Origin of the sequence: Allocoleopsis franciscana PCC 7113 (genome assembly GCF_000317515.1) — a bacterium.
GTDB classification, from domain to species: domain Bacteria; phylum Cyanobacteriota; class Cyanobacteriia; order Cyanobacteriales; family Coleofasciculaceae; genus Allocoleopsis; species Allocoleopsis franciscana.
The window spans coordinates 141,508-165,883 of the sequence record NC_019738.1; the positions used below are offsets into that span (position 1 = coordinate 141,508).

Here is a 24,376-nt window from a genome sequence, read left to right on the forward strand (position 1 = left end):
CGATTGCCCAAGCCGAAATTCATAGGGGGACAACGCCAGAAGCAATCGCTTTTCTTTTCGTCTCACACAGAGAGGGACGGTGAAAACCAAGCCCTTAAACTGGACTGAAATGACTGACTACTTATAGGGGTTTCAGCCGATACAGGCAACAGTTGTACTGCACAGGCTTTCAATTCCGGTTGTAGGGAATCGGGGCAAGATTCTGGGTGAGTGAGGGCATTGGCTTCTGCACCATCCGCCCACAATGCGCCCCAGTGCATAGGGACGAAAACGGTACCTGGTGCGATCGCTTTTGTGACTTGGGCTTGGAAACGACAAATACCACGACGCGATCGCACTTCCACCCACGTTTCATCCTGAATCCCCAACTTCTCGGCATCACGGGGATGAATCTCGATAAAGGGATTAGGATGCATTTGCACAATTTTGGGAATTCGTCCCGTCCGAGTTTGGGTGTGCCAGTGACCATAAAGACGCCCAGTTGTCAAGATAAAGGGGTAATTTGGATCAGGCCGTTCGGCTAACCCGCGTGAGTGATAAGCCCCAAACCGGGCACGTCCATCGGGTGTAGGAAAGCGCAAATCGGTATACAGACGTTTTGGGTTTGAAGGTTGAATCTTAACTTTATTACTATTCAAACCTTGAACCAGCAACTCATCTGGGCAAGGCCATTGCAGCGGCCCTTCGGCTTGCAAGCGTTGGTAACTCATACCCGTCTGATCACACACGCGCCCGCGAGTCACTTGGATAAACTCTGCGCGAACTTCCGCAGAGTCTTGGAACGCAAACTGGTCAACAAAACCTAAGCGACGCCCCACTTCCGCAAAGATTTCCCAGTCCGCTTTAGCTTCTCCGGGAGCATGGCGAAACTTAGGGCAAAGTGTCACCATGCGTTCTGAGTTGGTCATGGTGCCTGTTTTTTCACTCCACTGCGCCGCAGGCAGTAGGACGTGAGCATAGGCAGCCGTTTCTGTGGGATAGTAAGCATCTTGATAAACCGTGAATGGCGATCGCAACAACGCCGCCTTCGTCCGTTCAACATCTGGCATACTCACCGCCGGATTGGTCGCCGCCACCCACAACAAACCCACCTCTCCGGTTTCCAATCCAGTCATCATCTCCCAAGCGGTGCGACCGCGATCCGCTGCAATGCTCCCAGCGGGTAGACCCCAAAACTGCTCCAATTCCTGGCGATGCTGGGGATTCTTGACCAAGCGATATCCGGGTAAAATGTGACAAAGACCCCCGGCTTCCCGTCCTCCCATGGCATTCGGCTGACCGGTCAGGGAAAATGGGCCTGCACCGGGTTTGCCGATGTTGCCGGTCATCAGATGCAAATTAATAATTGTCCGTACCTTCGCCGTCCCCTCCGAAGACTGATTCACACCCATCGACCATAAGGACAGGACTCGTTCAGACTGACCCCAGTATTTGGCTGCCGTCTCTAGTTCATCCAACCGAATGCCACACTTTTTGGCAACCAATTCCGGTGGATAGTGACGAATCACCTCCGCATATTCGGAAAAACCACTGGTGCATTCATCAATAAACACAGAATTATAGTGACCCCAACGCATCAGCAGATGAGCGATACCGTTGAGTAAATCAATATCTGTACCCGGTCGAATCGCCAAATGCAAGTCAGCCGCTTCCGCCGTGGGTGTCTTGCGGGGGTCAACCACAATCATTTTGACTTTTTTGTTTTGTTTGTGGTATTTCCGCAGACGGTTGAAGATAATTGGGTGGCATTCCGCCGTATTCGTGCCGATGAGAAAGGCGCAATCTGTCAGTTCTAAGTCGTCGTAGCAACAAGGAGGGCCATCCGATCCAAAACTTTGGATGTAACCCGATACGGCTGAGGACATACACAGACGGGAGTTAGCGTCAAAATTATTGGTACCCAAACAGCCTTTCATGAGTTTTTGGGCGATGTAGTAGTCCTCAGTTTGAAACTGACCCGAACCATACATACAGATCCCGTCTGCCCCTTGGGTGACTTGAACGGTGCGAATCCGATTGGCGATCGCATCTAATGCTTCATCCCAGCTAACCCGGCGGAAGGGTTGATCCAGAGAGTGACGCATCATGGGATACTTCAGTCGGTCTTTGTCCAAAGATTCGCTAATGGTTGCCCCTTTGACACACACCATGCCCTGACTAGAGGGATGGGAGCGATCGCCCTTTACCTTCCAAATCGGGGTTCCTTCTGCATCTCGATTCGTCGCTTTACCAGCTTGCGCGGGTGGTGCGACCTCTAGTCCGCAGCCAACACCACAGTAAGGACAGAGTGTTTTTGTTGCATCAGTCATAGCGATCGCACCTTCCGAAAATCTTGAATCCTAAGTAAGAGAAGAATCATACTGAAACCACAGCCGCTTGTCGGGGTCGAGCACCGAAGTGTTCGATCAGGAGATCCCGCAAGACAGGTTTTAAGTCTTCACAAGGAATCTTTGGCATGACACAACTCCCCAAATGAGCATCCTTGCCCACTTTGCCACCCATGTAGAGGTCTACGGCTTCCACCATCTGTCCATCTTTGCGGGCTTTCGTACCCATTAGTCCGATATCCGCCACTTGGGGTTGACCGCAAGAATTCGGGCAGCCTGTCCAATGGATTCTTACGGGGTGAGGCGTTTCAAGTTCAGCCTCCAGTTCCTGAATCATGGCTAGAGCACGATTTTTCGTTTCAATAATCGCAAAACCACAGAATTCAGCGCCGGTACAAGAGACTAACGCCCGTTGTAAGGGTTTGGGATCGATGGGAAAACGCTGTTGAACCAGTGGCTCCTTTAAGAAGGCTTCCAGGCGAGAATCAGGGATATTAGGAATAATCAGATTTTGCTCAACGGTGAGGCGAATCTCGCCATTGCCGTAAACTTCTGCCAGCCTTGAGACCTCAAACATGTCCGAAGCATACAGCCGACCAATGGGAACGTGCAAGCCAACATAGTTTAAGCCCGGTTGTTTTTGGCTATAGATACCGAGGTGGTCACGTTTTTCCCAGATAATTTCATCTTTGGCTGCTGCTTTTTGCAAAGGGTAGCCCAATTGCGTTTCGACTTCCGTGCGAAACTTCTCCATTCCCCACTCTTCAATAAGATACATCAAACGAGTCTTCTGGCGATTGCCACGTTCACCGTGGTCGCGAAAAACTATCAAAATGGCTAACGATAAGGGCACCACATCGTCAGGTTCCACCCAAGCATCCAGGGGAATAGCGGCTGCACAGCGTTTGGCGGAGAAAAAGCCACCCACGATCACGTTAAACCCTAACTTGCCATCTTTATAGGCCGGAATGAAGGCAATATCATTAATTTCGGCATGAACTGAATTGTCTCGACAACCGGCAACGGCAATATTGAACTTCCGAGGAAGGTTGCTTAAGTCAAAATTCCCCTCCCCTTTGTTGGTGATGGCATCTTGGAGTTGGCAAACGATGTCTCTGGTATCAATCAACTCATCAGCATCAATGCCCGCCACGGGTGAACCGGTGAGATTCCGCACATTGTCCATACCTGATTGAACACTGGTCAAGTCCGCTTTCCGCAATCGCTCAATGATTGCGGCAATATCCTCAAGATGAATGCCGCGTAGCTGGATATTTTGCCGCGTGGTGATATCCGCATTGCCTTCCTGTTGAAAGCCTGCCGCCTCTGTGTATCGCTGCACAATTTCCGCGAGTACTCGTAGCTGAGAACTGGTCAAAATGCCATTGGGTATCCGCAGCCGCAGCATAAACTTGCCAGGAGTCACTGGGCGATAGAAAAAGCCTAACCACTTTAGTCCATGGTCGCGTTCAAATTCATCCATTGCCTCCCAGCCCAATTGGGATAACTGTTCCAGTTCTTGCTTGAGTAATAAAGGATGTTTTTGAGCTTTGGCTTTTTCGATGGGATTAATTTTTTTCTTATCTGCTGTTGTCATCGGTTACACCTATTTTTAATTCTTGTATTTGCAGGGATTGCTGTTGAACCATCAAATTCTCATTAACCACCTCAGCAATCCTGATTTACTGTTAGGTTAAGCAGCCCAAGCCATTAATTTCGTAAATCTTGCTACAACTATTCTTGAAAGTTCAATCTAACCAAGGCTTATTTCTATAAATCTGACTTTAGGAATAAATGAAATTTAGAATAAGCTTATATTACTACGTAAATTGTAAGATGTTTTTTTTTCTTGGCATTACTACTCAACCGGATAAAAATTTATTATCCCTCTAATAAATTCTTCAAATTTAAATTACAAGGACTTAAGCTTACAGATTGGTATATATAGTTACCAATCAGAAGTCACGATGAAGGTTCTGCATAGCCTTAATGCTTATTTAACATTTCTCTGGATGATGCAGAAATTCTACTTTATAGGATGAGCTACGCCCTGCGTATTCCTAGAATTTGTATATCAACTTAGCGACGTAAGTCCAGATGTTAACTATCTCTATACAAATAGGAGCAAATAAAAATAGGAGCAAATAAAAAAGAATAAATAGTCCTTAACTAGGAGAAGGTATTGGGCGTTCAATCTTCTACACCCAATACCTCATGCTGAACTTTTCAGTTTTAGTTTAGTCTCTGTCCTCCGCGAGGATGGGCGTTTTTGTAAATCCCATCTCTGGCGCTTCATCCTCATGGTGTTCAGCAAAAGAGCCTTTGGGTTCTTTGAGGAAGAAAGCGCACAGGAAAGCGACAACCATGGCTGCCAATCCCAACGTCTGGAAAAAAATTCGGTTGCCAGTCGCACCTTCCAAGAAGCTGTAGAGAGTCAGGTAAATCACCGCGCCGACGTTACCATAGGCACCAACATTACCCGCAATCTGACCGGTCACTCGCCGCTTAATTAAAGGCACCATCGCAAAGGTGGAACCTTCACCCGCTTGGACAAAGAAGGAAGCCAGCATCGTTAGCAAAATAGCAAAGGGAAGCCACCCACCTCCACTCACGCTACTCAACAGCAGATAGCCCAGCCCCATACCACCGGTTAGTACTGTCATTGTCCACTTGCGGCTGCCGAGTTTGTCAGAAATCAAGCCACCTCCCGGACGGGCTGCCAGATTCATAAAAGCATAACTAGCGGCAATCATCCCGGCAACGACTTTATTTAAGCTGAAGGTGGTTTCAAAAAACCCTGGCAGCATGGAAACCACAGCCAGTTCAGAACCAAAGTTAACAAAGTAGGTCAGTTCTAAAATTGCGACTTGGGAAAATGAATAGCGGTCTTCAGCCGGATAGCGCTTTTTACCGGTCATCAACTCTTTGTTGACATCCCAGGACTTATAGGCTTGGAACAGATACAAACCAACGAGAAATAACAGAACAATGGTTAGCTGACTAGCCGTGAGAAACTTAACCTTACCTAAGCGCCAAGCGAGGACGCCTAAGGCACCGATCAGGGGAATGTTCATCGCCAGCATGGCCCAGAAGCTTTTTTTCGTGGTCACTTCTATGCCGCCATGACGGTTGGGTCGCTGATAGACTTTGCCGGGAGGCGTGTCTTGAACGTTAAAATAATAGATCACACCGTAGACGCCCGCAATGATACCCGTCAGTGCGATCGCAAATCGCCAGTTAATTTGACCCCCTGCTAGAAAGGCCATGGCTGTAGCAACGGAGGGGAGAATGAAAGCAGCCCCAGCAGAACCAAAGTTGCCCCAGCCCCCATAAATTCCTTCTGCCACCCCTATTTCTTTGGGCGGGAACCATTCTGCTACCATGCGGATGCCAATCACAAACCCTGCACCCACGATACTGAGGAGCAAGCGGCTAATCACCAATTGGTCAAAGTTTTGAGCAAACGCAAATAGCAAACAGGGAATCGCTGCATACATTAATAGCAACGAGTAGGTGAGGCGAGGACCGAAGCGGTCTAACAACATGCCGATAATAATTCGTGCAGGCACTGTCAGAGCCACATTACAGATAGCGATGGTTCGCATTTGGGGTTCCGTGAGACCTAAATCGGCTTTCACCGCTGTCGCAAACGGAGCAAAGTTGAACCAAACTACAAATGATAGAAAAAAAGCAAACCAGGTCAGATGCAAGATTCGGTATCGACCGCGAAATGACCATAATTGTCCGAGCATGAAATAGTCTCCTAGTCGTGAATTTGTAACAGTTGAATAATGAGATGTATTAGCAATTTTAGGATTGCTAATGATGGGTTAAACCCATCAAATCTGACAATTGATTTAGGATTGTTAGAGAATACTTTTTTGTTAGGCTAGTCTGCTTTATAGGGTGATTTCGTATCTTCTACTACAAAGAAACCGCCTTGGTTTTCAGATTCTATCTTTAGACAGACTTAGCCTATTCCTAGAAGTTGATAGTGAACTTGCTCATTGACAGAGATTTGTAGAATCAAAATTGACATCTTACTAACTAATGGATGTGCATTCAAATTCTTACGTACTTACTTCCTAGTAATTAGTGATTTGGCAAGAGAACATTGCTCAATTCGTCTTCTTAGTAACCCTATGAGGATTAAAGGTTTAAATTCGTATCTTTAGCTACAAAATAGCTATTGATTTCGCTTAATTGCATTGAAGTCATGCATTTTATACATGAAATCCGCCGTGGAAAGAAATAAAGGGGAGTAGCGAGCATAAAACAAGATAGACCAATCAAGGTTTGCTACTTTTTTCATCAGGAATACTTATAAACAAGACAATTAAAGGTTAGTGCAAGAAAACTTAGACTATTTCAGCACAGTATCAGGGGACGAAGCTTTCCGACCCCTGATCTAAAGATGAATCTTCTGATATCTAGCTGAACCTAAAACTAAATATGGAACTAATCCACCTCTGTATGGGCAAAGCGGCGGTAGAGGAAGTCCAAAGCGTAGTTCCGTAGTTCGTAGTATTGAGGATTTTCGATCAGGCGAGCGCGATTTCTAGGACGTTGGAAGGGAATGTCAAGTACCTCACCAATATGAGCGGCTGGCCCATTGGTCATCATTACAACGCGGTCAGCAAGAAAGAGGGCCTCATCAATATCATGGGTAATCATCAGGACAGTCACTCTATACTCTGTCCAGATTTTCAACAGTTCTTCTTGTAACTCTTCTTTCGTAATCGCATCTAAAGCTCCGAAGGGTTCGTCCAAAATCAAGATTTCGGGACGAATTGCTAGGGCGCGTGCGATCGCCACCCGTTGCTTCATCCCTCCCGATAGCTGCGAGGGTTTTTTGTCCGCCGATTCTGTCAGCCCCACCATCTCCAGCAATTCAGACACCATCTCTTTTTTCTTTGAGTGAGGTCTGTCTGTATAAACTGCATCTACCGCCAAGTAAATATTTTCAAAGGCACTTAACCAAGGCAGCAAAGCATAGTTCTGAAACACCATCATCCGATCAGGCCCCGGTTCGGTGATGCGCTGACCTTTGAGCAGTACGTTCCCGTAAGTCGGACGCGAGAAACCTGCCACCATGTTCAAAAGTGTGGACTTACCGCAGCCAGAGTGACCAATCAGACAAATAAACTCACCTTCATGAACGGTGAGGTTGACGCCACTGAGAACCGTGTGGTTGCCTTCTGGTGTGGGATAAACCTTAGCAACATCCTCAATCACCAGTAAGGGGTCTCCCTTCGGTTTTTGATTTTGAGTATGGGAAATTTGATGAACAAGAGCGTCGGTGTTGAATCCAGTCATGATGGTAATAGGAGGAGGGAGATAAAGTTTTTAATGGCGGAATGGGGAGCGGGGGAGCTGGGCGGGAGTTCATACGAGGACAGAAGAAACTTTTGCCATGTTGCACTAGGAGAACGTTCTAGCAATTTTCTATCCCATCCCTAACCTTAGGCCACTGGAGTCACGAAAGAGTCGATGTCAACTTCTTCGACACGAATTGGGCGTTTGATTTCCAGGCTATTGAGGTACTCCAGTGGGTCATCGGGATCAAAGACTGTACCGTCAAACATGCGGATTGGGCCGCGGTCATGCCCAATATCTGAAAAGCCCAAATCTCGTGCTGCTGCACCAAACAAGTCGATGCGCCGCACTCGGTCTACAATGTTGACCCAGTTTTTGGGGAAAGGGATAATCCCCCAGCGAGCGAGTTGAGTGAGTAACCATAACCCCTCAATTTGGTCGGGATAGTTGGTTTTATCTACATAAAACTGGTTGAAGCGGGGGAGTTGTTGAGGAAGTTCTCCAGTACCGCGATTGTAGGGGTCAATAAAGCCAGGGCGAGTATATTCTGGGGCAGAACCCACATACTGCTCTTGTGTCAGTAAGCCCAAAATCTCTTCCCGGTTACGTGGGTCATCACAGTATTCGCAGGCTTCCAAAAGCGCCTTCACCAGGGCGATATGAGTTTGGGGGTACTTGTTCACCCACTCTTCGCGCACACCCAGTACTTTTTCCGGATGTCCCGGCCAGAGTTCCATATCCGTGGCAATGACAAAGCCGAGTTCTTCGTAGACAGCGCGAGAGTTCCACGGTTCACCTACACAATATCCATCGATATTTCCGGCTTTTAAATTGGACACCATTTGAGCCGGGGGAATCACCGTCAATGAAACATCTTGATCTGGGTCAATTCCGCCTGAAGCTAACCAGTAACGCAGCATCAGGTTGTGCATGGAGGAGGGATAAACCATGCCCAAGGTATGAACTTTATCCGGAGTGGCTTGAATTGCCGCTTTGAAATCAGCCAGAGTGCGAACACCCTGATCGTACAGGCGCTTACTCAGGGTAATTGCATTGCCATTACGGGACAACGTTAAGGCTGTGACGACAGGGACTGGAGTTTTATTTCCTGCCCCAACCGTCAGGGTGAGGGGCATCCCAGCTACCATTTGAGCGGCGTCTAGGCGTCCGGAAACAATACCTTTCGCGATCGCTTTCCAACTGGGTTCGCGGTTGAGGGTCACTTCTTCTAACCCGTATTTGGCGAAAAATCCTTTCTCTTTGGCAACCACTAAGGGGGCACAATCGGTGAGGGGAATAAAGCCTATTTCCAGATTGACTTTTTCTAAGCCATTGCGGGCGATCACTTGCGGCTGCTTTGATTGGCGCTGCTTGGCTTTCTTCTGTTGATTGAGGAAGTAAATCATCTCATTCCGCAAGCGGTAGTAACTGGGATGATTCACCACTTCCAGACGATGGCGGGGGCGGGGAATTTCTACTTCGATAATCTGTCCAATATGAGATTCTGGCCCGTTGGTGAGCATGACGATGCGATCGGATAGCAAGAGTGCTTCGTCCACGTCGTGAGTCACCATCACGCAGGTAACATGGCTCTCTTCGCAGATTTTCATCAATTGCTCTTGCAAACCGCCTCGTGTCAGGGCATCCAGCGCCCCAAACGGTTCATCGAGTAGCAATAATTTGGGACGAATCGCTAAAGCGCGTGCGATCGCCACCCGTTGTTTCATCCCCCCCGAAAGCTCACTGGGTCGCTTTTTCGCCGCCTGTCTCAAACCCACCAGTTCAATATGGTGTTCGACAATGCCTTTACGCTCACCCTTGGGTCGATTCGCCATCACTTCGTCCACTGCCAGGGCGATGTTTTCCCGGACGGTTAGCCAGGGTAAGAGGGAGTAGTTTTGGAATACCACCATGCGATCGGGACCGGGTTGAGTCACCTGCCGACCCTCTAGAATGATGCCTCCATGAGTGGGTTGATCCAACCCAGCAATAATATTCAAAAGCGTGGATTTGCCACAACCAGAGTGTCCAATTAAGGTAACGAACTCACCCTGTCGAATTCTCAGTTCAATATTTTTGAGTGCCGTATAGCTTCCACCATTCGGTAGTGGAAATACGCGATCAATGTGGTCAATTTCAACAAATACAGACATTTTGTTGCTCCTTAGCCATTAGTCATTTGTCGTTAGTCGAATAGCACTGATTACGTCTTTTGTCGTTGCGCTCTAGCCCTCTCTGATTGACCACAAACACAGTCAGCTTTTTGCCATTCAGTCTTTAGCTAGTCATTCGTTATTTGCAGCAAACTCAGGACTAATGACTAAAATTATTGATTTTTCTGTTCTTCAGGAACAACTTTAGAAGCAACAAATCCTACTAATCGGTCTAGTAAGAGACCGACGATACCGACATAAATCAGCGCCAGGATAATTTCACTGAGTCGGGAACTGTTCCAAGCATCCCAAATAAAGAAGCCAATCCCTACACCACCCACTAACATTTCAGCGGCGACAATCGCTAACCAAGATAAACCAATGCCAATTCTTAATCCCGTGAATATATAAGGAACAGAGGCAGGAAATAGCACTTTAAAGAAGTACTTTTGTCGAGACAGGCGCAATACGCGAGCCACGTTTTTGTAGTCTTGGGGGATTTGTTGGACGCCTACTGTAGTGTTAATAATGATGGGCCAAATTGCTGTAATAAAAATCACAAAAATTGCCGAAGGTTGACTATCGCGAAATGCAGCTAGGGAAATAGGTAACCAAGCTAGAGGTGGAACGGTTCGTAAAACCTGAAAAATTGGGTCTAAAGCATCGTATACAAAGGGATTGCCACCAATCAAAATACCCAGTGCAATTCCAGTAATCGCTGCTAAAAAGAAGCCAATGGCAACTCGTGCCAAGCTCGCTAAAATCTGTAAACCCAACCCTTTATCTATCCCACCCGCATCAAAGAAGGGGTTGATAATCAAAGGGTCCCAGGTTTCCTGAAAGACTTTGAGTGGGCTGGGTAAATTTGAGGTTGGACTGGAACACAGAAGTTGCCAGATTACCAAAAGAATTATGAGCGCAATCAGCGGACGGATGACTTTTTGTGCTCGCTTTTGGATCAGAGCAATGATGGAATTAGACCGAACATCGCGCCGAGGACGACTTTCCAGATTTGCTGTCATTTGAGTTTAAGTTAGGCAGGTGGTGAAGTAATAAACGTTTTGGGATTGAGGCGGGAACTTTAACTCTCAATCCACAATTTCAATCCGGGTCTAAGTTATACTTTGACTTTTTTAATCTTGAGGCTCTTCAAATATTCTTCTGGTTTTTCTGGGTCGAACTTAACGCCATCGAAGAATGTTTCGACACCACGAGATGTACTGGTAGGAATCTCGGCGGCGGGTACCCCAATAGCTTTAGCTGCTTCTTTCCACAAGTCTTCTCGATTGACTTTGTCAACGACTGCCTTGATATCGGTATCCGGTGGCAGATACCCCCAACGAATATCTTCTGTCAAAAACCACATGTCATGACTCTTGTAAGGATAAGAGGCATTATTAGACCAATACTTCAGAATATGGGGGCTGTTCTCAACAACACGACCATCGCCATAGTCAAACTTACCCTTGGCTCGGTCTATAACATCTTTGGGATCAACTTTAATCCACTCTCGCTTGGAGATGATTTTGCACATCTCTTCTTTGTTTTCCATCTTGTCGCACCATATCTGCGCTTCCATCACCGCTTTCAGGAGAGCCATTGTTGCCTTGGGATGCTTATCAACCCAATCAGCCCGCATTCCAAAGGCTTTTTCTGGGTGATTGTTCCAAAGTTCGCCAGTTGTCAAGGCCGTATAGCCAATCCCTTGACTAATCAATTGTTTGTTCCACGGTTCGCATACGCAGAAGGCTTCCATGTTATCGACTTTCATGTTGGCTACCATCTGAGCTGGAGGCACAACAATCGTGGAGACATCTTTTTCTGGGTCGATTCCACCCGCCGATAACCAGTAGCGTATCCAAAGGTCGTGAGTACCACCCGGAAACGTCATGGCACATTTCAGTTCTTTGCCACTCGATTTGCCTTTCGCAAAGGCTTCTTTTAAAGGATTACTCTTGAGGTCTACCTTCAAATCCTTGTAAGTTTTGGAAACCGAAATGCACTGACCATCGAGATTTAACCGAGCCAGAATATACATGGGAACCTTCTGGTTACCCTTGGTGACGGCTCCGGTTGAAATCAGGTAAGGCATGGGAGTCAGGATGTGTGCTCCATCAATGCCACCACCACCAGAGCCTAGTTCCAGGTTGTCACGAGTTGTCCCCCAGGATGCCTGCTTCTCAACCTTGACATCCTTCATGCCGTACTTCTCGAACAAGCCCTTTTCCTTAGCAATGATCAGGGGCGCAGCATCCGTTAAGGCAATAAATCCCAGTTTAGCGGTGGTGACTTCGGGTGCATCAGCCGGGTTGACATTAGCCGCTGTTGTAGTACTCGATGTTGAACTCGTGCTACTAGAGCTACAGCCGTGAGCTAATAGAGAAGCCGCCGTAGCAGCACCTGCGGTGAGGATAAATTTCCGTCTATTCAACGAGGTCATTCTAGTTTCCAATCGGGTAATAGGAGGTAAGAAGGAAAATAAAAGGTATCAGCGATTTGCTTGACTGAAACTGGGAAAGTCAGTTGTCTTTGAGGGATTAGATCGATGAGGCAGATTTATTTAGGAAGAAACCACAGCTTCTTGTCGTGGTCTGGCTCCAAACTGTTCAATCAGTAACTGATGCAGTACGGGTTTGAGGTCTTCGCAAGCAATGCCCTTTTGCACACAGGTACCCAAATGGGCATCTTTTCCAACTTTGCCGCCCATATATAAATCGACGCCTTCAACCGCTTTGCCGTCTTTACGAACCTTGGTGCCCATCAAACCAATGTCTGCCACTTGGGGTTGACCGCAGGAGTTGGGGCAACCTGTCCAGTGAACTCGCACTGGACGCGGCAAGTCGAGTTCGGCTTCTAACTGCTTAATTAGGGTCAATGCCCGATTTTTGGTTTCAATCAGAGCAAAGTTACAAAATTGAGCGCCGGTGCAAGAGACTAAGGCTCGTGTCAAGGGGTCGGGGTTAATGGAAAAGCGCTCTAGTAAAGGCTCAACCAGGAAAGCATCTAAGCGAGAATCGGGAACATTCGGGATAATCACGTTTTGCTCAACGGTGAGGCGAATTTCGCCATTGCCGTAGACCTCAGCGATGCGTGCCAGGTCGAACATATCCTGGGCATACAGGCGTCCCATGGGGATGTGTAGACCGACATAGTTGAGTTCGGGTTGCTTCTGAGGAAAGACACCAATATGATCCCGCTTGTCCCAATTGAATTCGTCTTTTTCTGCCTCTGGTTGCAGGGTTCTTCCTAGGGCATTTTCGATTTCACGGCGAAACTTGTCGATACCCCATTCATCAATCAGCCACATCAGCCGCGCTTTTTGTCGGTTTGCCCGCAGACCATGGTCACGGTAGACCTCTAAGACGGCACGGCAGACATCCACAACATCATTGGGTGTCACCCAAGCCTGTAGGGGAATCGCGGCATCACAGCGTTTGGCAGAGAAGAAGCCGCCCACGACGACGTTAAAGCCGAGGATGCCATCTTTGTAAGCCGGGACAAAGGCAAGGTCGTTAATTTCCGCATGAACGGAGTTGTCACGGCCTCCTGCGATCGCAATATTGAATTTCCGGGGTAGGTTGGTAAACTCTGGGTTCCCTTTCCCCTGGTTGGTGATCATGTCTTGAACCTGTTGCACCAACTCCCGCGTATCAATCAATTCAGCGGCGTCTATCCCAGCCACGGGCGAACCGGTGATGTTACGGACGTTATCCATCCCTGATTGCACCGAGGTCAAACCGACTTGCTCAAATCGTGTAAAAATATCTGGGATATCTTCAATTCGGATACCTCGTAGCTGAATGTTTTGCCGGGTGGTGATATCAGCACTGCCGTCTTCGCCGTAGCGTTGCACAACCTCCGCTAACACTCGCATTTGAGTGCTGCTGAGAATACCGTTCGGTAAACGCATCCGCACCATAAACTTGCCGGGAGTCACGGGTCGGAAGAAGACTCCGAGCCACTTAAGCCGATGTTCGCGATCCGTTTCATTCATCGCTTCCCAGCCAAGTTGGGCAAATTGCTCTAACTCTGACTTAATCGCAAGACCATCTTTCTCTGCCTTGAATTTTTCAAATTTGTTGAGACTGCCCACTGGCTTGGTTGCGCTTGTCATAAGTTTTTCCTCTTCGGGGTAGTGTTCCAATGTTCCCAAGGTCTTCCAGAACACTAATTCGATTGCTCTTTAAATGGTTATTTGCAGATAAGGTTATTTGCGCTCTAAGGGAGAATTTGTATCTTCAGTTACAATATGTTTCACTTTATGAAGAAAAAGCATAATTACTATGCAGTTTAAACATAAAAGGGGGGCTGAGAACCAAATATTCAGCCCTAAGGTTGATCCCATTAACGTCCCAAAGCTAGATGGAATGTCAAATCCAGCCTTTTGTGGGCTAATTCGGTAACCAAACACGGGAAAGTAATTTTTTTATTAAGATTTATGAAGAGATTGGTACTCAAGGCGAAGAGGCTGTAAGGGCTTTATCCAAATGGATTGCTTTTGCCAGGTGAGTGTCACTTCCGAAAGTGTCACGTCCTTGAATCCGATTTCGAGATGGAACGGGATATAGTTACTCTTGTGTGAGGAGATAAAGTTACAACGAAAAAGCGCTTGGGGTCGAAACACGGCAAGACTCCCAGGCGCTTTTTCATGCACACCAATTTTTGGATGACGGCAATCTGCGCTGGCTCCTTCAGACTCGCTGACGCTAGCGTCGGCTCTCTATAAATGGGGGTTCATGCCTCTCTTGACAGAGCAGCATAAATATAGACTGAATTTAAATAAGATTTGAATGGTTTCAATTTCAACACTTATGCGGAGTTTAATTCAGCCTAATTGCTGAATCTTAGGCTGAGAAGTTACTCATAGAATATGAGCCGACAAAAGAAATGTAACCATAGATTTTCCCAATATCCATAACTTCTCTACATATATATACACAAGCCATTTAAAAGAGTGTTTAAAGATAAATAGTCCATCTGTCTTATATACCCATCAAAGCCAAAATGTTTAACCAAACATCAACTTTAGATCAAGACCTCAAGAACACATACTTAATCGTAAGTTGTAGGCAAAGAAAAGCTCAAGAAACATCAGCTATTGTCTCAGAAGAAGTTGCCATCATTACCTGTAGCCTCCTGATTGCTGTAATCGCAATCCTGATGCTGATTGTCACCCAGTCGATATATGCTGTGACTTGGGGTACTGCCACAATTTGGCAACTGGTCAATGGCAAAGGGTTATTCTAAGATGGGGACGAGCTTTAACAACGCGATTTTAGGTTTTGGATTGGGTAGAATTAATCTCGCCAAAACCAAAAATTAGATCATGTCAGAGCTTTTAGAACAAGCGACTGCTGCGGCGAATCAGGGAAATTGGTCATTGCTCAATCAATGCTTACAGCGTCTGCCATTAGGTACGAACGCTACAAACACGGATGCTGAATCAGCACCGCTCAATGAGACAGATTTAGAGCAAGTCTTAAATTTGGCTTTAGAGGTTCTCGATGCAGGAGATTTTCGAGAACGCTGGGAGGTGGCTAAGCTGTTTCCCAAACTGGGAGAACGAGCGATCGCACCCCTAATTGAAATTCTAGAAGATGACGAAGCACAGATGGAGGCACGCTGGTTTGCCGGTCGCATCTTGGCAGACTTTAACCATCCTACTGTGATTCTTACCTTAGTCAATTTGCTCAAAACGGCTGATGATGAAGACTTAGTTGCTATGGCAGCAAGTGCTCTCTCTAGTTTGGGAAACTCAGCCGTTGGCGCTTTGGGGGATCTATTACTTAATCCAGAAACCCGGTTGTGGGCAACCACTGCACTCTCCCAAATCCGCCGGCCAGAAATTATTGAACCCTTGCTGAGTGTGGTTCACGATTCCCAAGTTGCAGTCCGTTCTACAGCGATTGAAGCCCTCAGCAGTTTCCATGACTCCAGAATTCCACCCATTCTACTTGAGGCGTTGAAAGATGATGCAGCCGTGGTGAGAAAGGAAGCTGTGACGGGTTTAGGCTTGCGATCTGATTTGTGGGCAGAATTAGATTTACTCAATCGTCTCCAACCTTTACTTTATGACTTCAATCGAGACGTTTGCCAGCAAGCAGCACTTGCATTAGGGCGTTCAAGAACCGATGAGGCGGCTGAGGCGATATTTAAGGTGATTCAGTCCCCAGCAACACCGATTCCTTTACAAATCGACTTCATTCGGGCATTGGGCTGGATAGAAACCAGCAAAGCTTTAGATTATTTACAGCAAGCACTGCCAAATGTATCGATGGAAGCTGTGCATGAAATGATCACCGTACTGGGACGCATAGAACAACCAGGACTTAAAATCAGAGCGGCTCAGATTCTCCTCGATTTCTTCTATTCAGAACACCCTGCCGCCCAGTCTATTCCTGTCAGACAAGCCCTGACACAAGCCTGGGGTCATTTGGGAGAACACAGTACCATGGATGCTTTGTTGGAATTATTGGCAGATCCCACAGACAGTGTCAGACTACATGCGATCGCCGCTTTGAAAAACTTCCCAACGGCACATCAGCAGTTAGAACAGTTAGCCATTGATGAGAACCTAACACCTAACTTAAAACAAGGAATTGCGATCGCGTTAGCCGAATGGCAAGTTTAGTGATAGCTGATGGGAGCATCCCAATTGTGCAAAAATAAAGGGACAGCCATTATTCGCGAGTAATAATCGCGAATACTTCGGGAGATTCAATCCTGCGGTTTTTCTTCCTCCTGCTCGGCTCCAGAAGTAATATCCAGCAAGCAATCATCTAGGGAACGGATGAGCTTCTGTATCTCATCGATAACAGAACGCCTAAAAACAGACATGACAGCATCTATATGGTCAGTAGTACCAGCTTTCCCCAGATGCTTGTATTTACTCAACTCTTCGGAGGTCGCGCATGGGAAGTATGGAGTCGGCACTTGTAATTTGTAGTACCAATATTTCTTATTATTTTGCCGAACTTGATAACGCGCTACCCAAGCCCCGGATGGAGCCAGCTCACCCTGTTTTAATATTTGTCTTTGTTGTTTTTCTAACGCTGCTATCGCCTTTTTAATACGCTCAAATCGAGCGAGTTTATCTCGCTCAATATCCTTGGAAGTCTTTCGAGGCATAAAGATAAATCCTAATTATTCGCGATTGTAACTCGCGAAAAAAAGCAGCGTGCTTCTTTTCATACTGTTTTTGGGTTTTTTAAGCGCTTGGAGCAAGCTGTCGATTCAGATAAGCGCACCGCAGTTGCAGCATTTGCGGTAAATTTTGGGACTTCCATTGAGCGCCGACTATTTGTAGCCGCTTGTCTATCTGTTTGACCGCAGACTCTACAGCTCCCGAAGCAATCGAACTTAATTGTTCGGCTTGAAAGTACATATAATTGACTAAGCGATGCCTATGTTTACGTAGATAACTTATAAAGTTAGTAGCCCCGACATAGTTAGTTTTCCGGAGTTTACTAATCGCTTCTTCGACCACTCCTTGCCACAAATCTGCTTCGATTTGTTCTAAAAACTTTTTCGATGCCTGAATTTTATAGAGGTTCTCTTTCAAATGATACCAGTCAAGAATTTCTTGTCGGGTCTGGTCGTCGGCTATTTGTGCAAATAGGTTCCACACCCCATCGTGTCCATCACCCAAGCAATAAATGGTTCGAGCCAGGTTTTGGCTGTTCACCCAATTAATTAGAGAAAAATTATCTTGAAAGAAGGCTCCGTAATATATTCCTTGTAGTCGTCCGGTTTTATACTCCTTCCAGTAGGCGGGTTTACCTTTTTCCTGTGAGCGTAAACGCACTTTCCCACCATCGAGACAAACTTCTGTCAGTTTTTGTTTAATATTAGGTGGCGATAGCTCTACTTTCTGGGCTTGGCGATGATGAGTGCTGTGACCTACTTCTACCCCGGTCAAGACTTTCAGGTCATTCTCTGCATCTTGAAATGATTCATTTGCTGCAAGTAATAAACAGCATTTTTCCAGAAGAGGACTTAACCGTCGATACGGCTCAATTCCTAAACGTGACGCTTGTTTTTGAGTGATTTTTATCCGACCCACACAACTTCTTATCGTTCGGATGCGTCCCGATTCTGTTCCCGTCTTTTCTCCGATAAAAAAAAGGTTATTTGGGGGCTGACATGTTCTAGCACTTGGTCGCGCACCGCTGTTTCAATACCCTCTAACGTCTCAATTTTCTCTTGTGGAGTATTTTTATAGAGAATTTTAGCTATCGCCTTGATATGGTCGGCTAAAAGTTTTTTGTCTTCTGGTGTCATTGTCATAAAGAGGCTCCCTAACTAATTAAATTGTCGCAGTTAGGGCAACATCCGCCTAGTCGGCCTTTATTCGCGAGTAAAAATCGCGAATAAACTTCCCGTTCTCTTGCCTTCTTGCAAAATTGGGATGCTCCCTAGCTGATAGGGACAGTAGAACGTCTAATGTCAAAATTTGGCAGCCCACTTCAAGCTTGATAAACCAACTTCCAACTTACCATTAATAGGATGGAATAAATCACAAAGCGGAGAGTCCGTTGAGGGGTAATTTTGCAGAGCCTAGCACCTACTAATACTCCCGGTACCGTACCCAACCAGATCGGTAATACCAAACTCCAGTCAACCGTCCCAAGGCCGAGGTGTCCCAAAGAAGTAAACAGCAACAAAATTGCGGCTTGTGAAATATCTGTACCCACCAACTTACGAGAGTCAAGGCGGAAAAAGGCAATCAGCACCAGTGCAAACATCGAACCAGAGGACACACTAGTCAGACCCACCATACTACCTAAAACTGCACCCACACTGACACTTTGAAGACGACCCGACTTAGTTTTTAAGTCAAACTTGGGCAGTTCAGGTAACTTTAACTTCGGTATAAACGTCTTGAGCAGTAACTGCGCCAGTGCTGATACCGTGACCACCAACATCATGGCACCGATCAAGCGGAGCAGGATGTAATCCAGGTTAATCGCTCCTATATGCTTGAGCAGGTATAAAATCCCAACTCCAGTCAGTGACCCAGGAACACTCCCCAATGCCAGCCATTTGACAACTTGCAGGTCAAGGGTTTGCTGCCGCCAGTGCTTGACGCCGCCGATAACCTTCATTAATGTGGCAGCCACCACATCAGAGCTAACTGCAATCGAAGGTGGGACTTGGAACAGGAAAATCAACATCGGAGTGATGAGCGATGCTCCACCCACTCCCGTTAACCCAACGACGATGCCAACTAAGAAGCTTAAGAACGGTAGTAGTAAATAGTGCATAGGGCTGTCCTGTCTGAGAGGGTAAGAGTGTGAAAACCATATTCCTTGGGATAGATGCGCTTCACACTGGTAGTCTGCTTTAGCGTTTCTGCCAAAACACAGCAACGCCGACGAGCAATGGGTTGGTCGTAGACCCAGCCCCTTTGCGCCAATTCACGCCCTTCTCTCCATAACAAAGTTTTGGTGAATTAGATCTACGGTAAGACGATCGGATTACTGTAGAAAAGCTTGATAAAATATTATGCTGCTTCTGGTCTCATTGGCAAGAATTAGGGGAAGTTCATCAACTCTTGTTATTTTTGAGCCAGAAACTTCATTAAATCTTTAATTTTTTGGTTCTTCAGGATGTAGTATGCTAAACTAACAAATGAAATGCCAGTTAAGCAAACATCTAATTCGATAATTGTCAAAGTTCCGAAACCCATAAGCCGAGCGCTTAATCAACTTAAGTTTGTTGTTAATCCCCTCCACAACACCGCTAGTCGTTCTGTTATCAAAGTAAGCAATGATCTCATCCAACCAACGGATGATAGTCTTCTGGCTATCAGGAAAATAGCTTTTCGCTTGCTTCAGCCATCCTCCCAAGTGAAATAATCCGGCTAACCAATGCTGGGTCTGAGTGAAAATTTGGCGAATTTGCTCTTTTAATTCATGCATTCTCTTGAGAGTAAGAGATACATTCTTGACTTGAATCAGTTTAACTTTTTGCTGTTCACTTAGGTCGGATTCGTTCTTGAGCAAGACATATTTACTTTTCTTTAATCCCTCTAACACTGGCGAATGTTCTGCTTTTTCTTCCCGGCATTTTGCGGTTTTTATTAAATCTACTAATACTGCACAATAATTCCCCTTCCCTTTAATCAGTGCTATTTCATCAATTCCTAATCTTTTTAAGTCTATAGGTTTGATTTTTAACAGGTCTTTTGATGCGTCTTTTAACATCCTTTCTATTTCCGCCGTTGTTACCACTCCTTTTTTCGCTACGCTGTGGATATCGTTTTCTAAAACGTCTTGAATTATTTGATTAGCCAACCGTTTTGTGTACGTTCTTCTTGAACTGACAAATTCTAACTGTTCACTAAACGGTTTCTCACACTTTTCACACTTAAATTGTCGTCTGTTTATTTCTAAAAACACTGGCATTTCTCCCCAAGGTAAATCTTTTACTATGTGTCGATGATTTTGGTGTAATCTACGACTTTTTGCTCCACAACGAGGGCAATTACTTTCTTTGCCAATTAATTCCACCTGTACAATTATGCCAATCCCTTCATGTTGACGATGTGAAATTACTTTTATTCCTTTTATATTCAAGAGTTCTGTCAGCAGCTTTATTCTCTTTTTTGTGGCCATCTCACTATCTATGCGTTCAATCCCTGTTTTGACGGTTTATAGTTAATAGGATATGACCTTCTTTGTCAATACCGACAACCACTTGGTTGACTTTCTTTCGCATTTATTCATCTTTATTGACTTATTTAGCTATTGATTTAGCATACTGACTCATGAAGAACCGAAACTCTTTCATCGGATTGGTCGCCACATTGAAATAACTGAGGCTGGAAAGTTATTACAAGCAGAAGCCCAAAAAATTATCGACCAAGTCGCTTTGACAGAGCGGGGTTTACAGGAATTAAATAATCTCCAAAGAGGTGAATTAAAATTAGGTTCGAGTCTCACAATTGGCAACTATTGGTTGCCGGATAAGATTAGCCAATTTAAGCACAAACATCCTGGAATTTCAGTCCATTGTACACTCGCTAATACGGAAGAAATATGTGAAGGGACGGCGACGGGACTGTTTGATTTAGGCTTAGTGGAAGGAGAGGTTAAACCAGCCGTTAAAAATATTCTAGAAGAAGATAGTGTAGGGGGCGATCGCTTAGTGATTATTGTAGGTCAATCTCACCCTTGGTTTCCGCAGGGAGAGGTTGCCCTGACCGAACTTTATCACACCGATTGGGTGATGCGAGAAGCAGGTTCTGGAACTCAACAAAGATTTGAGCAAGCCCTGCAAAATTGGGGAATTATGCCCTCGGATTTGAATACTGTTTTAGTCTTGCACAGTGGCGAAATGGTCAAAGCCGTCATTGAAAGCAGTGTTGGTGCAGCCGCCATTTCTGAATTGATGGTCAAAAAAGAACTCCAGCTTGATAGCCTGCGTGCAATTCAAGTTAAAGACCATAGAAATGGCGCTGCTGTGACGTTGGAAATCGTGCGTCCTTTTTTGAAACTGAAGCATCAACGACGTTTTCAAACTCGTCTTTCAAAAGCTTTTGAACAGATGTTGACTTTCGGGACGCACTCTCAATAATTGAAAAAAATGTTTAGGATGTAAACATCGTGATACATCCTAAACATAGGCTCCTATCATGCTGTAAATCAGCGCCATGAGTACACACAAAGTGACAATAATATAAGTAAAATCCCGTTGTCGTAGAAATACCAAAAAGGAAAATATAACTCGTGCGATCGGTGTGGCAATCAGTATCAGTAGTCCAAGTTGAATTAAGCCACGCCGACTTCCAGAAAAAACCGCTTTCAGCACACCCTCTGGAGAACAAAATTCAGAAGGCGTTCCTTGAAAAAACCGATAGTCAGCCGGTTCAGTCCCGTGGCGAATTAAGTACAAAATGCCGCCCAAGAAAACGATGGCGCTAGCGAGAAGAACCCCGTATTTGAGTAAATTACTGATAAATTCCTCCAAATGGCGATCGCTCTTGGCGTTGTGCGGCGTGCAATCACTAGATAGAGGGGTAAGGTTACTCTCGCTCTCAACTTGTTCCTCATTCGCTAACTTCCCTAATGGATACACTCTCTATTGCCCCCCAGTTAGACTGTTGTAAACCATCTTGAACGCCATTACCACGAGGACAAAACTGAAAATCGTCCTCAAAATCTGAGTTTTAGCTCCGACCAAAACCCTAGCTCCCAAAAAAGCCCCAGGCAGTACTCCTAACATCACCGGCATTGACAAACCTGGATCGATGTAACCCCGCGCCAGGTAAACTCCTGCTGAGGCAGCGGCTGTTACACCTATCATAAAATTGCTAGTAGTAGTGGAAACTTTAAAGGGCAGACGCATAGCCTGATCCATTGCCAGCACCTTAAATGCGCCCGAACCAATACCCAGTAATCCGGAAAGCACCCCAGCGACTAACATCACACTAAACCCAACCGGAACCGCATGAACCTGATAAGACATTAATCCATCGGTAGTGGGATAAGTTCCATTCAGTCTGAGATGATCCACGAAAGGGTCAGAAGATTCCGTATCCGGGGATTCAATTCGCGGTTGTTGTGACAAATAGGCGGAATAAAGTAAGACAATAGCCAACACAATGGTGAGGGCTTTAACCGAAACAAAGGTGGCAATCAATGCACCGATTATGGCTCCAATTGTGGTCGCGACTTCTAAAAACATTCCCAGTCGCAGATTGGTAAACCCCTTCTTAATATAGGTCGATGCTGCTCCGGAAGAAGTTGCAATAACAGAGACTAAGGAAGCGCCAACAGCGTAGCGAATATCAACACTAAACACTGAAGTTAAGAGGGGCACAATCACCACTCCACCCCCTAAGCCAGTGAGTGACCCTAAAAAGCCAGCCGTAAACGCTCCAACCCAAACGAACAGAGAAAATTCCAGGATGTTCAATGTTTATCCTTTTTGTTGTGGATGCACAGAAAGAATGCCAGATCATTAGAGAAACAGTGTGAAGTTTTTCAAGCAAGACAGCAGCAATGACTTTCCGAGAACTAGAGGCTATTGACAAAGCTACGCCAACGGATTTTGTTAAAAACGATGGGCAATGAAGTAGCTTTTATGCTAGCTCCTACGGAGCCGCTACACTCATGTATGACATTTCACACCGAACAAACTTCAGTGTTTCATGCTTTTGGTAACGGATGAATGCATCAAGGAGTACTCCTTTTGTAATGGAAAAAGACAAAGGTTAACCCAACTTAATTTTTGGTTACGGATTGTAAGCGTCTGTTCATCTGGATCAGCCTCCATCAAGCCGAAACAAGTAACCCCTCGTGGGAGTGGCGTTAAAGCCTGATGTTCCCAGACCATAAATACGCCTAATTTAATTAAAACAAAAGGAACGAGATTATTACCGGAGCTTTTCAGACTAGCTTTAAACAAACCCAAGTAACTGCATCGAAATACTTTACATAAAAATTTCTGATAAAGATTATTGAGTTTTTCAGCAGGGGCAAGAATCAATTGATTCTTGCCACGGGCACCGCCCCAAAGTCCAAAATAGAGTTGCAGCCGTTGTGAACTCTTTTGCATGATCAAGAGGTGGATGATCACAGTCAATTCATCCTGCCGTATTCAATACACTAAAATCATTGGTCAAATGCCGGAACAATCATATACCTCAGCTCAATTGCCACCCAGTGCCGAAATCCAAAACTATTCTTTAACAGCTACTACAGAGAACTGGTTTGAATATCTGGTGCGGGCACAACCCCATCACACCGATTATTCGGGTGTTGTTTGGCATGGCGCTTACCTAGCCTGGATGGAAGAAGCACGAGTTGAATGCTTGCGCTCAATCGGCATCGATTATGCTGAGTTAGTCGCCTTGGGATGTGAGTTACCGGTTGTCGAACTTTCCATCCGCTATCACCGCTCCCTGCGGATGGGAATGGCAGCCGCTGTTAGAACCCGTATGGCAGATATGGAAGGTGTGCGAATCAATTGGGATTATCAGATTCAATCCCTCGATGGAGAAGAACTCTATTTAACAGCACGTATTACATTAGTTGCCGTTGATCGTGAAAAAGGCAAGATTTTGCGACAATTGCCTTCAGCCGTGAAAGATGCATTGGTGAAGCTTTCCGTATAAAGACCAACATTCAGTAGGGAAATTGCCGAGCGTTTCCTAACTGAGGTATCAGATAAGACTTGCAAGGTGCGATCGCTTCCTGTAGCAAATTCAGAGGCAATCGCACTTTTATTTTTGAATAAAATCCTACAAAAGAAACAAGACTTAATTTATAAAGTATATAATTCTCTATCTAAAGAAGTACTTCTCTAGTCACGGAGAAATGAATTAGTAGAATGCAGATACGATGTGTTTGTGAACATCCAAAATAACAAAGTGAGTCCGTCAAAGCGTTGACGACTGACATCAACGGGATATTCCAAAACATTTTCAAGCTCTTTCGTAACATCGGGGCTGAAGTTGTGTTCGCTAAGCCCGAAACCGCCTCAGCCCTTGAAGCGAAAGTTAGCGATTGCAGCGCTTTATCATTGATCAAGAGGTCATGGGTCATTTTTTGACTTGTACTGAATCAATCACTTTTA

The 24,376-nt window shown here is 45.6% G+C and carries 19 protein-coding genes and 1 pseudogene; 4 read left to right on the forward strand and 16 right to left on the reverse strand.

Features of this window, described 5'->3' with window-relative positions:
• Window positions 1-62: 62 nt before the first annotated feature.
• From MIC7113_RS00605 to MIC7113_RS00640, 8 genes are all read right to left on the reverse strand, one after another.
• Window positions 63-2,309 carry a molybdopterin oxidoreductase family protein gene (locus tag MIC7113_RS00605; RefSeq protein ID WP_015180228.1) on the reverse strand — a complete coding sequence of 749 codons (2,247 nt, stop codon included), beginning with the start codon at window positions 2,307-2,309 and terminating at the stop codon, window positions 63-65.
• Between the two features lie 46 nt (window positions 2,310-2,355).
• A complete protein-coding gene (locus MIC7113_RS00610; RefSeq protein WP_015180229.1) occupies window positions 2,356-3,924 on the reverse strand; it encodes a ferredoxin--nitrite reductase in 1,569 nt (522 codons plus the stop codon).
• 640 nt (window positions 3,925-4,564) lie between these two features.
• A complete protein-coding gene (locus tag MIC7113_RS00615; protein ID WP_015180230.1) occupies window positions 4,565-6,079 on the reverse strand; it encodes an MFS transporter in 1,515 nt (504 codons plus the stop codon).
• A gap of 706 nt (window positions 6,080-6,785) precedes the next feature.
• The gene (locus MIC7113_RS00620) at window positions 6,786-7,643 is read right to left on the reverse strand and encodes a nitrate ABC transporter ATP-binding protein (protein WP_015180231.1); all 858 of its coding nucleotides are present in this window, start codon (window positions 7,641-7,643) and stop codon (window positions 6,786-6,788) included.
• Between the two features lie 146 nt (window positions 7,644-7,789).
• Window positions 7,790-9,796: a nitrate ABC transporter ATP-binding protein gene (locus MIC7113_RS00625; RefSeq protein ID WP_015180232.1), complete on the reverse strand. Its 2,007-nt coding sequence runs from the start codon at window positions 9,794-9,796 to the stop codon at window positions 7,790-7,792.
• A 173-nt stretch (window positions 9,797-9,969) separates the two neighbouring features.
• On the reverse strand, window positions 9,970-10,818 hold the full coding sequence (ntrB, locus tag MIC7113_RS00630; protein WP_015180233.1) for a nitrate ABC transporter permease: 849 nt from the start codon (window positions 10,816-10,818) through the stop codon (window positions 9,970-9,972).
• 95 nt (window positions 10,819-10,913) lie between these two features.
• Window positions 10,914-12,236 (reverse strand): CmpA/NrtA family ABC transporter substrate-binding protein, encoded by a 1,323-nt coding sequence (locus MIC7113_RS00635; RefSeq protein ID WP_015180234.1) that lies wholly within the window; start codon window positions 12,234-12,236, stop codon window positions 10,914-10,916.
• 120 nt (window positions 12,237-12,356) lie between these two features.
• Window positions 12,357-13,910: a ferredoxin--nitrite reductase gene (locus MIC7113_RS00640; RefSeq protein ID WP_015180235.1), complete on the reverse strand. Its 1,554-nt coding sequence runs from the start codon at window positions 13,908-13,910 to the stop codon at window positions 12,357-12,359.
• Between the two features lie 890 nt (window positions 13,911-14,800).
• Between MIC7113_RS00640 and MIC7113_RS00645 the strand changes: the two genes are divergently transcribed.
• Both MIC7113_RS00645 and MIC7113_RS00650 read left to right on the forward strand, forming a co-directional pair.
• The gene (locus tag MIC7113_RS00645; RefSeq protein ID WP_015180236.1) at window positions 14,801-15,043 is read left to right on the forward strand and encodes a hypothetical protein; all 243 of its coding nucleotides are present in this window, start codon (window positions 14,801-14,803) and stop codon (window positions 15,041-15,043) included.
• A 79-nt stretch (window positions 15,044-15,122) separates the two neighbouring features.
• Window positions 15,123-16,427, forward strand: coding sequence for a HEAT repeat domain-containing protein (locus MIC7113_RS00650; protein ID WP_015180237.1), 1,305 nt, complete (start codon window positions 15,123-15,125; stop codon window positions 16,425-16,427).
• An 86-nt stretch (window positions 16,428-16,513) separates the two neighbouring features.
• Here the strand turns inward: MIC7113_RS00650 and MIC7113_RS00655 are convergent, their stop codons facing one another.
• The 5 genes from MIC7113_RS00655 to MIC7113_RS00675 all read right to left on the reverse strand — a co-directional run bounded on the left by MIC7113_RS00655 (window position 16,514) and on the right by MIC7113_RS00675 (window position 20,412).
• Entirely contained in the window at window positions 16,514-16,924 is a 411-nt protein-coding gene (locus tag MIC7113_RS00655) for a hypothetical protein (protein ID WP_015180238.1), read from the reverse strand.
• Window positions 16,925-17,003: 79 nt separating this feature from the next.
• Window positions 17,004-18,082, reverse strand: a protein-coding gene (locus tag MIC7113_RS00660) for an ISKra4-like element ISMic1 family transposase (RefSeq protein ID WP_076612115.1) whose coding sequence is annotated in 2 segments (ribosomal slippage) — window positions 17,004-17,918 and window positions 17,921-18,082 — 1,077 coding nt in all. Because the reading frame shifts where the segments join, the coding sequence is not laid out codon by codon here.
• Between the two features lie 179 nt (window positions 18,083-18,261).
• On the reverse strand, window positions 18,262-19,059 hold the full coding sequence (locus tag MIC7113_RS00670) for a sulfite exporter TauE/SafE family protein (RefSeq protein ID WP_015180241.1): 798 nt from the start codon (window positions 19,057-19,059) through the stop codon (window positions 18,262-18,264).
• Window positions 19,032-19,235 (reverse strand): hypothetical protein, encoded by a 204-nt coding sequence (locus MIC7113_RS35760; protein WP_216596353.1) that lies wholly within the window; start codon window positions 19,233-19,235, stop codon window positions 19,032-19,034. Before MIC7113_RS35760 ends, MIC7113_RS00670 begins: the two co-directional genes overlap by 28 nt.
• A gap of 184 nt (window positions 19,236-19,419) precedes the next feature.
• Window positions 19,420-20,412 (reverse strand): ISL3 family transposase, encoded by a 993-nt coding sequence (locus MIC7113_RS00675; protein WP_015180242.1) that lies wholly within the window; start codon window positions 20,410-20,412, stop codon window positions 19,420-19,422.
• A 163-nt stretch (window positions 20,413-20,575) separates the two neighbouring features.
• Between MIC7113_RS00675 and MIC7113_RS00680 the strand changes: the two are divergent.
• Window positions 20,576-21,373, forward strand: a pseudogene (locus tag MIC7113_RS00680) (LysR substrate-binding domain-containing protein); the annotation flags it as partial.
• A gap of 39 nt (window positions 21,374-21,412) precedes the next feature.
• On the opposite strand, the gene MIC7113_RS00685 reads toward MIC7113_RS00680, so the two are convergent.
• From MIC7113_RS00685 to MIC7113_RS37420, 3 genes are all read right to left on the reverse strand, one after another.
• On the reverse strand, window positions 21,413-21,874 hold the full coding sequence (locus tag MIC7113_RS00685) for a DUF1634 domain-containing protein (RefSeq protein ID WP_015180243.1): 462 nt from the start codon (window positions 21,872-21,874) through the stop codon (window positions 21,413-21,415).
• A gap of 3 nt (window positions 21,875-21,877) precedes the next feature.
• The gene (locus tag MIC7113_RS00690) at window positions 21,878-22,714 is read right to left on the reverse strand and encodes a sulfite exporter TauE/SafE family protein (RefSeq protein ID WP_015180244.1); all 837 of its coding nucleotides are present in this window, start codon (window positions 22,712-22,714) and stop codon (window positions 21,878-21,880) included.
• A gap of 225 nt (window positions 22,715-22,939) precedes the next feature.
• Window positions 22,940-23,356: a hypothetical protein gene (locus tag MIC7113_RS37420; protein ID WP_015180245.1), complete on the reverse strand. Its 417-nt coding sequence runs from the start codon at window positions 23,354-23,356 to the stop codon at window positions 22,940-22,942.
• Between the two features lie 67 nt (window positions 23,357-23,423).
• Between MIC7113_RS37420 and MIC7113_RS00700 the strand changes: the two genes are divergently transcribed.
• On the forward strand, window positions 23,424-23,915 hold the full coding sequence (locus tag MIC7113_RS00700; RefSeq protein ID WP_041780303.1) for an acyl-CoA thioesterase: 492 nt from the start codon (window positions 23,424-23,426) through the stop codon (window positions 23,913-23,915).
• The last annotated feature ends 461 nt before the right edge of the window (window positions 23,916-24,376 follow it).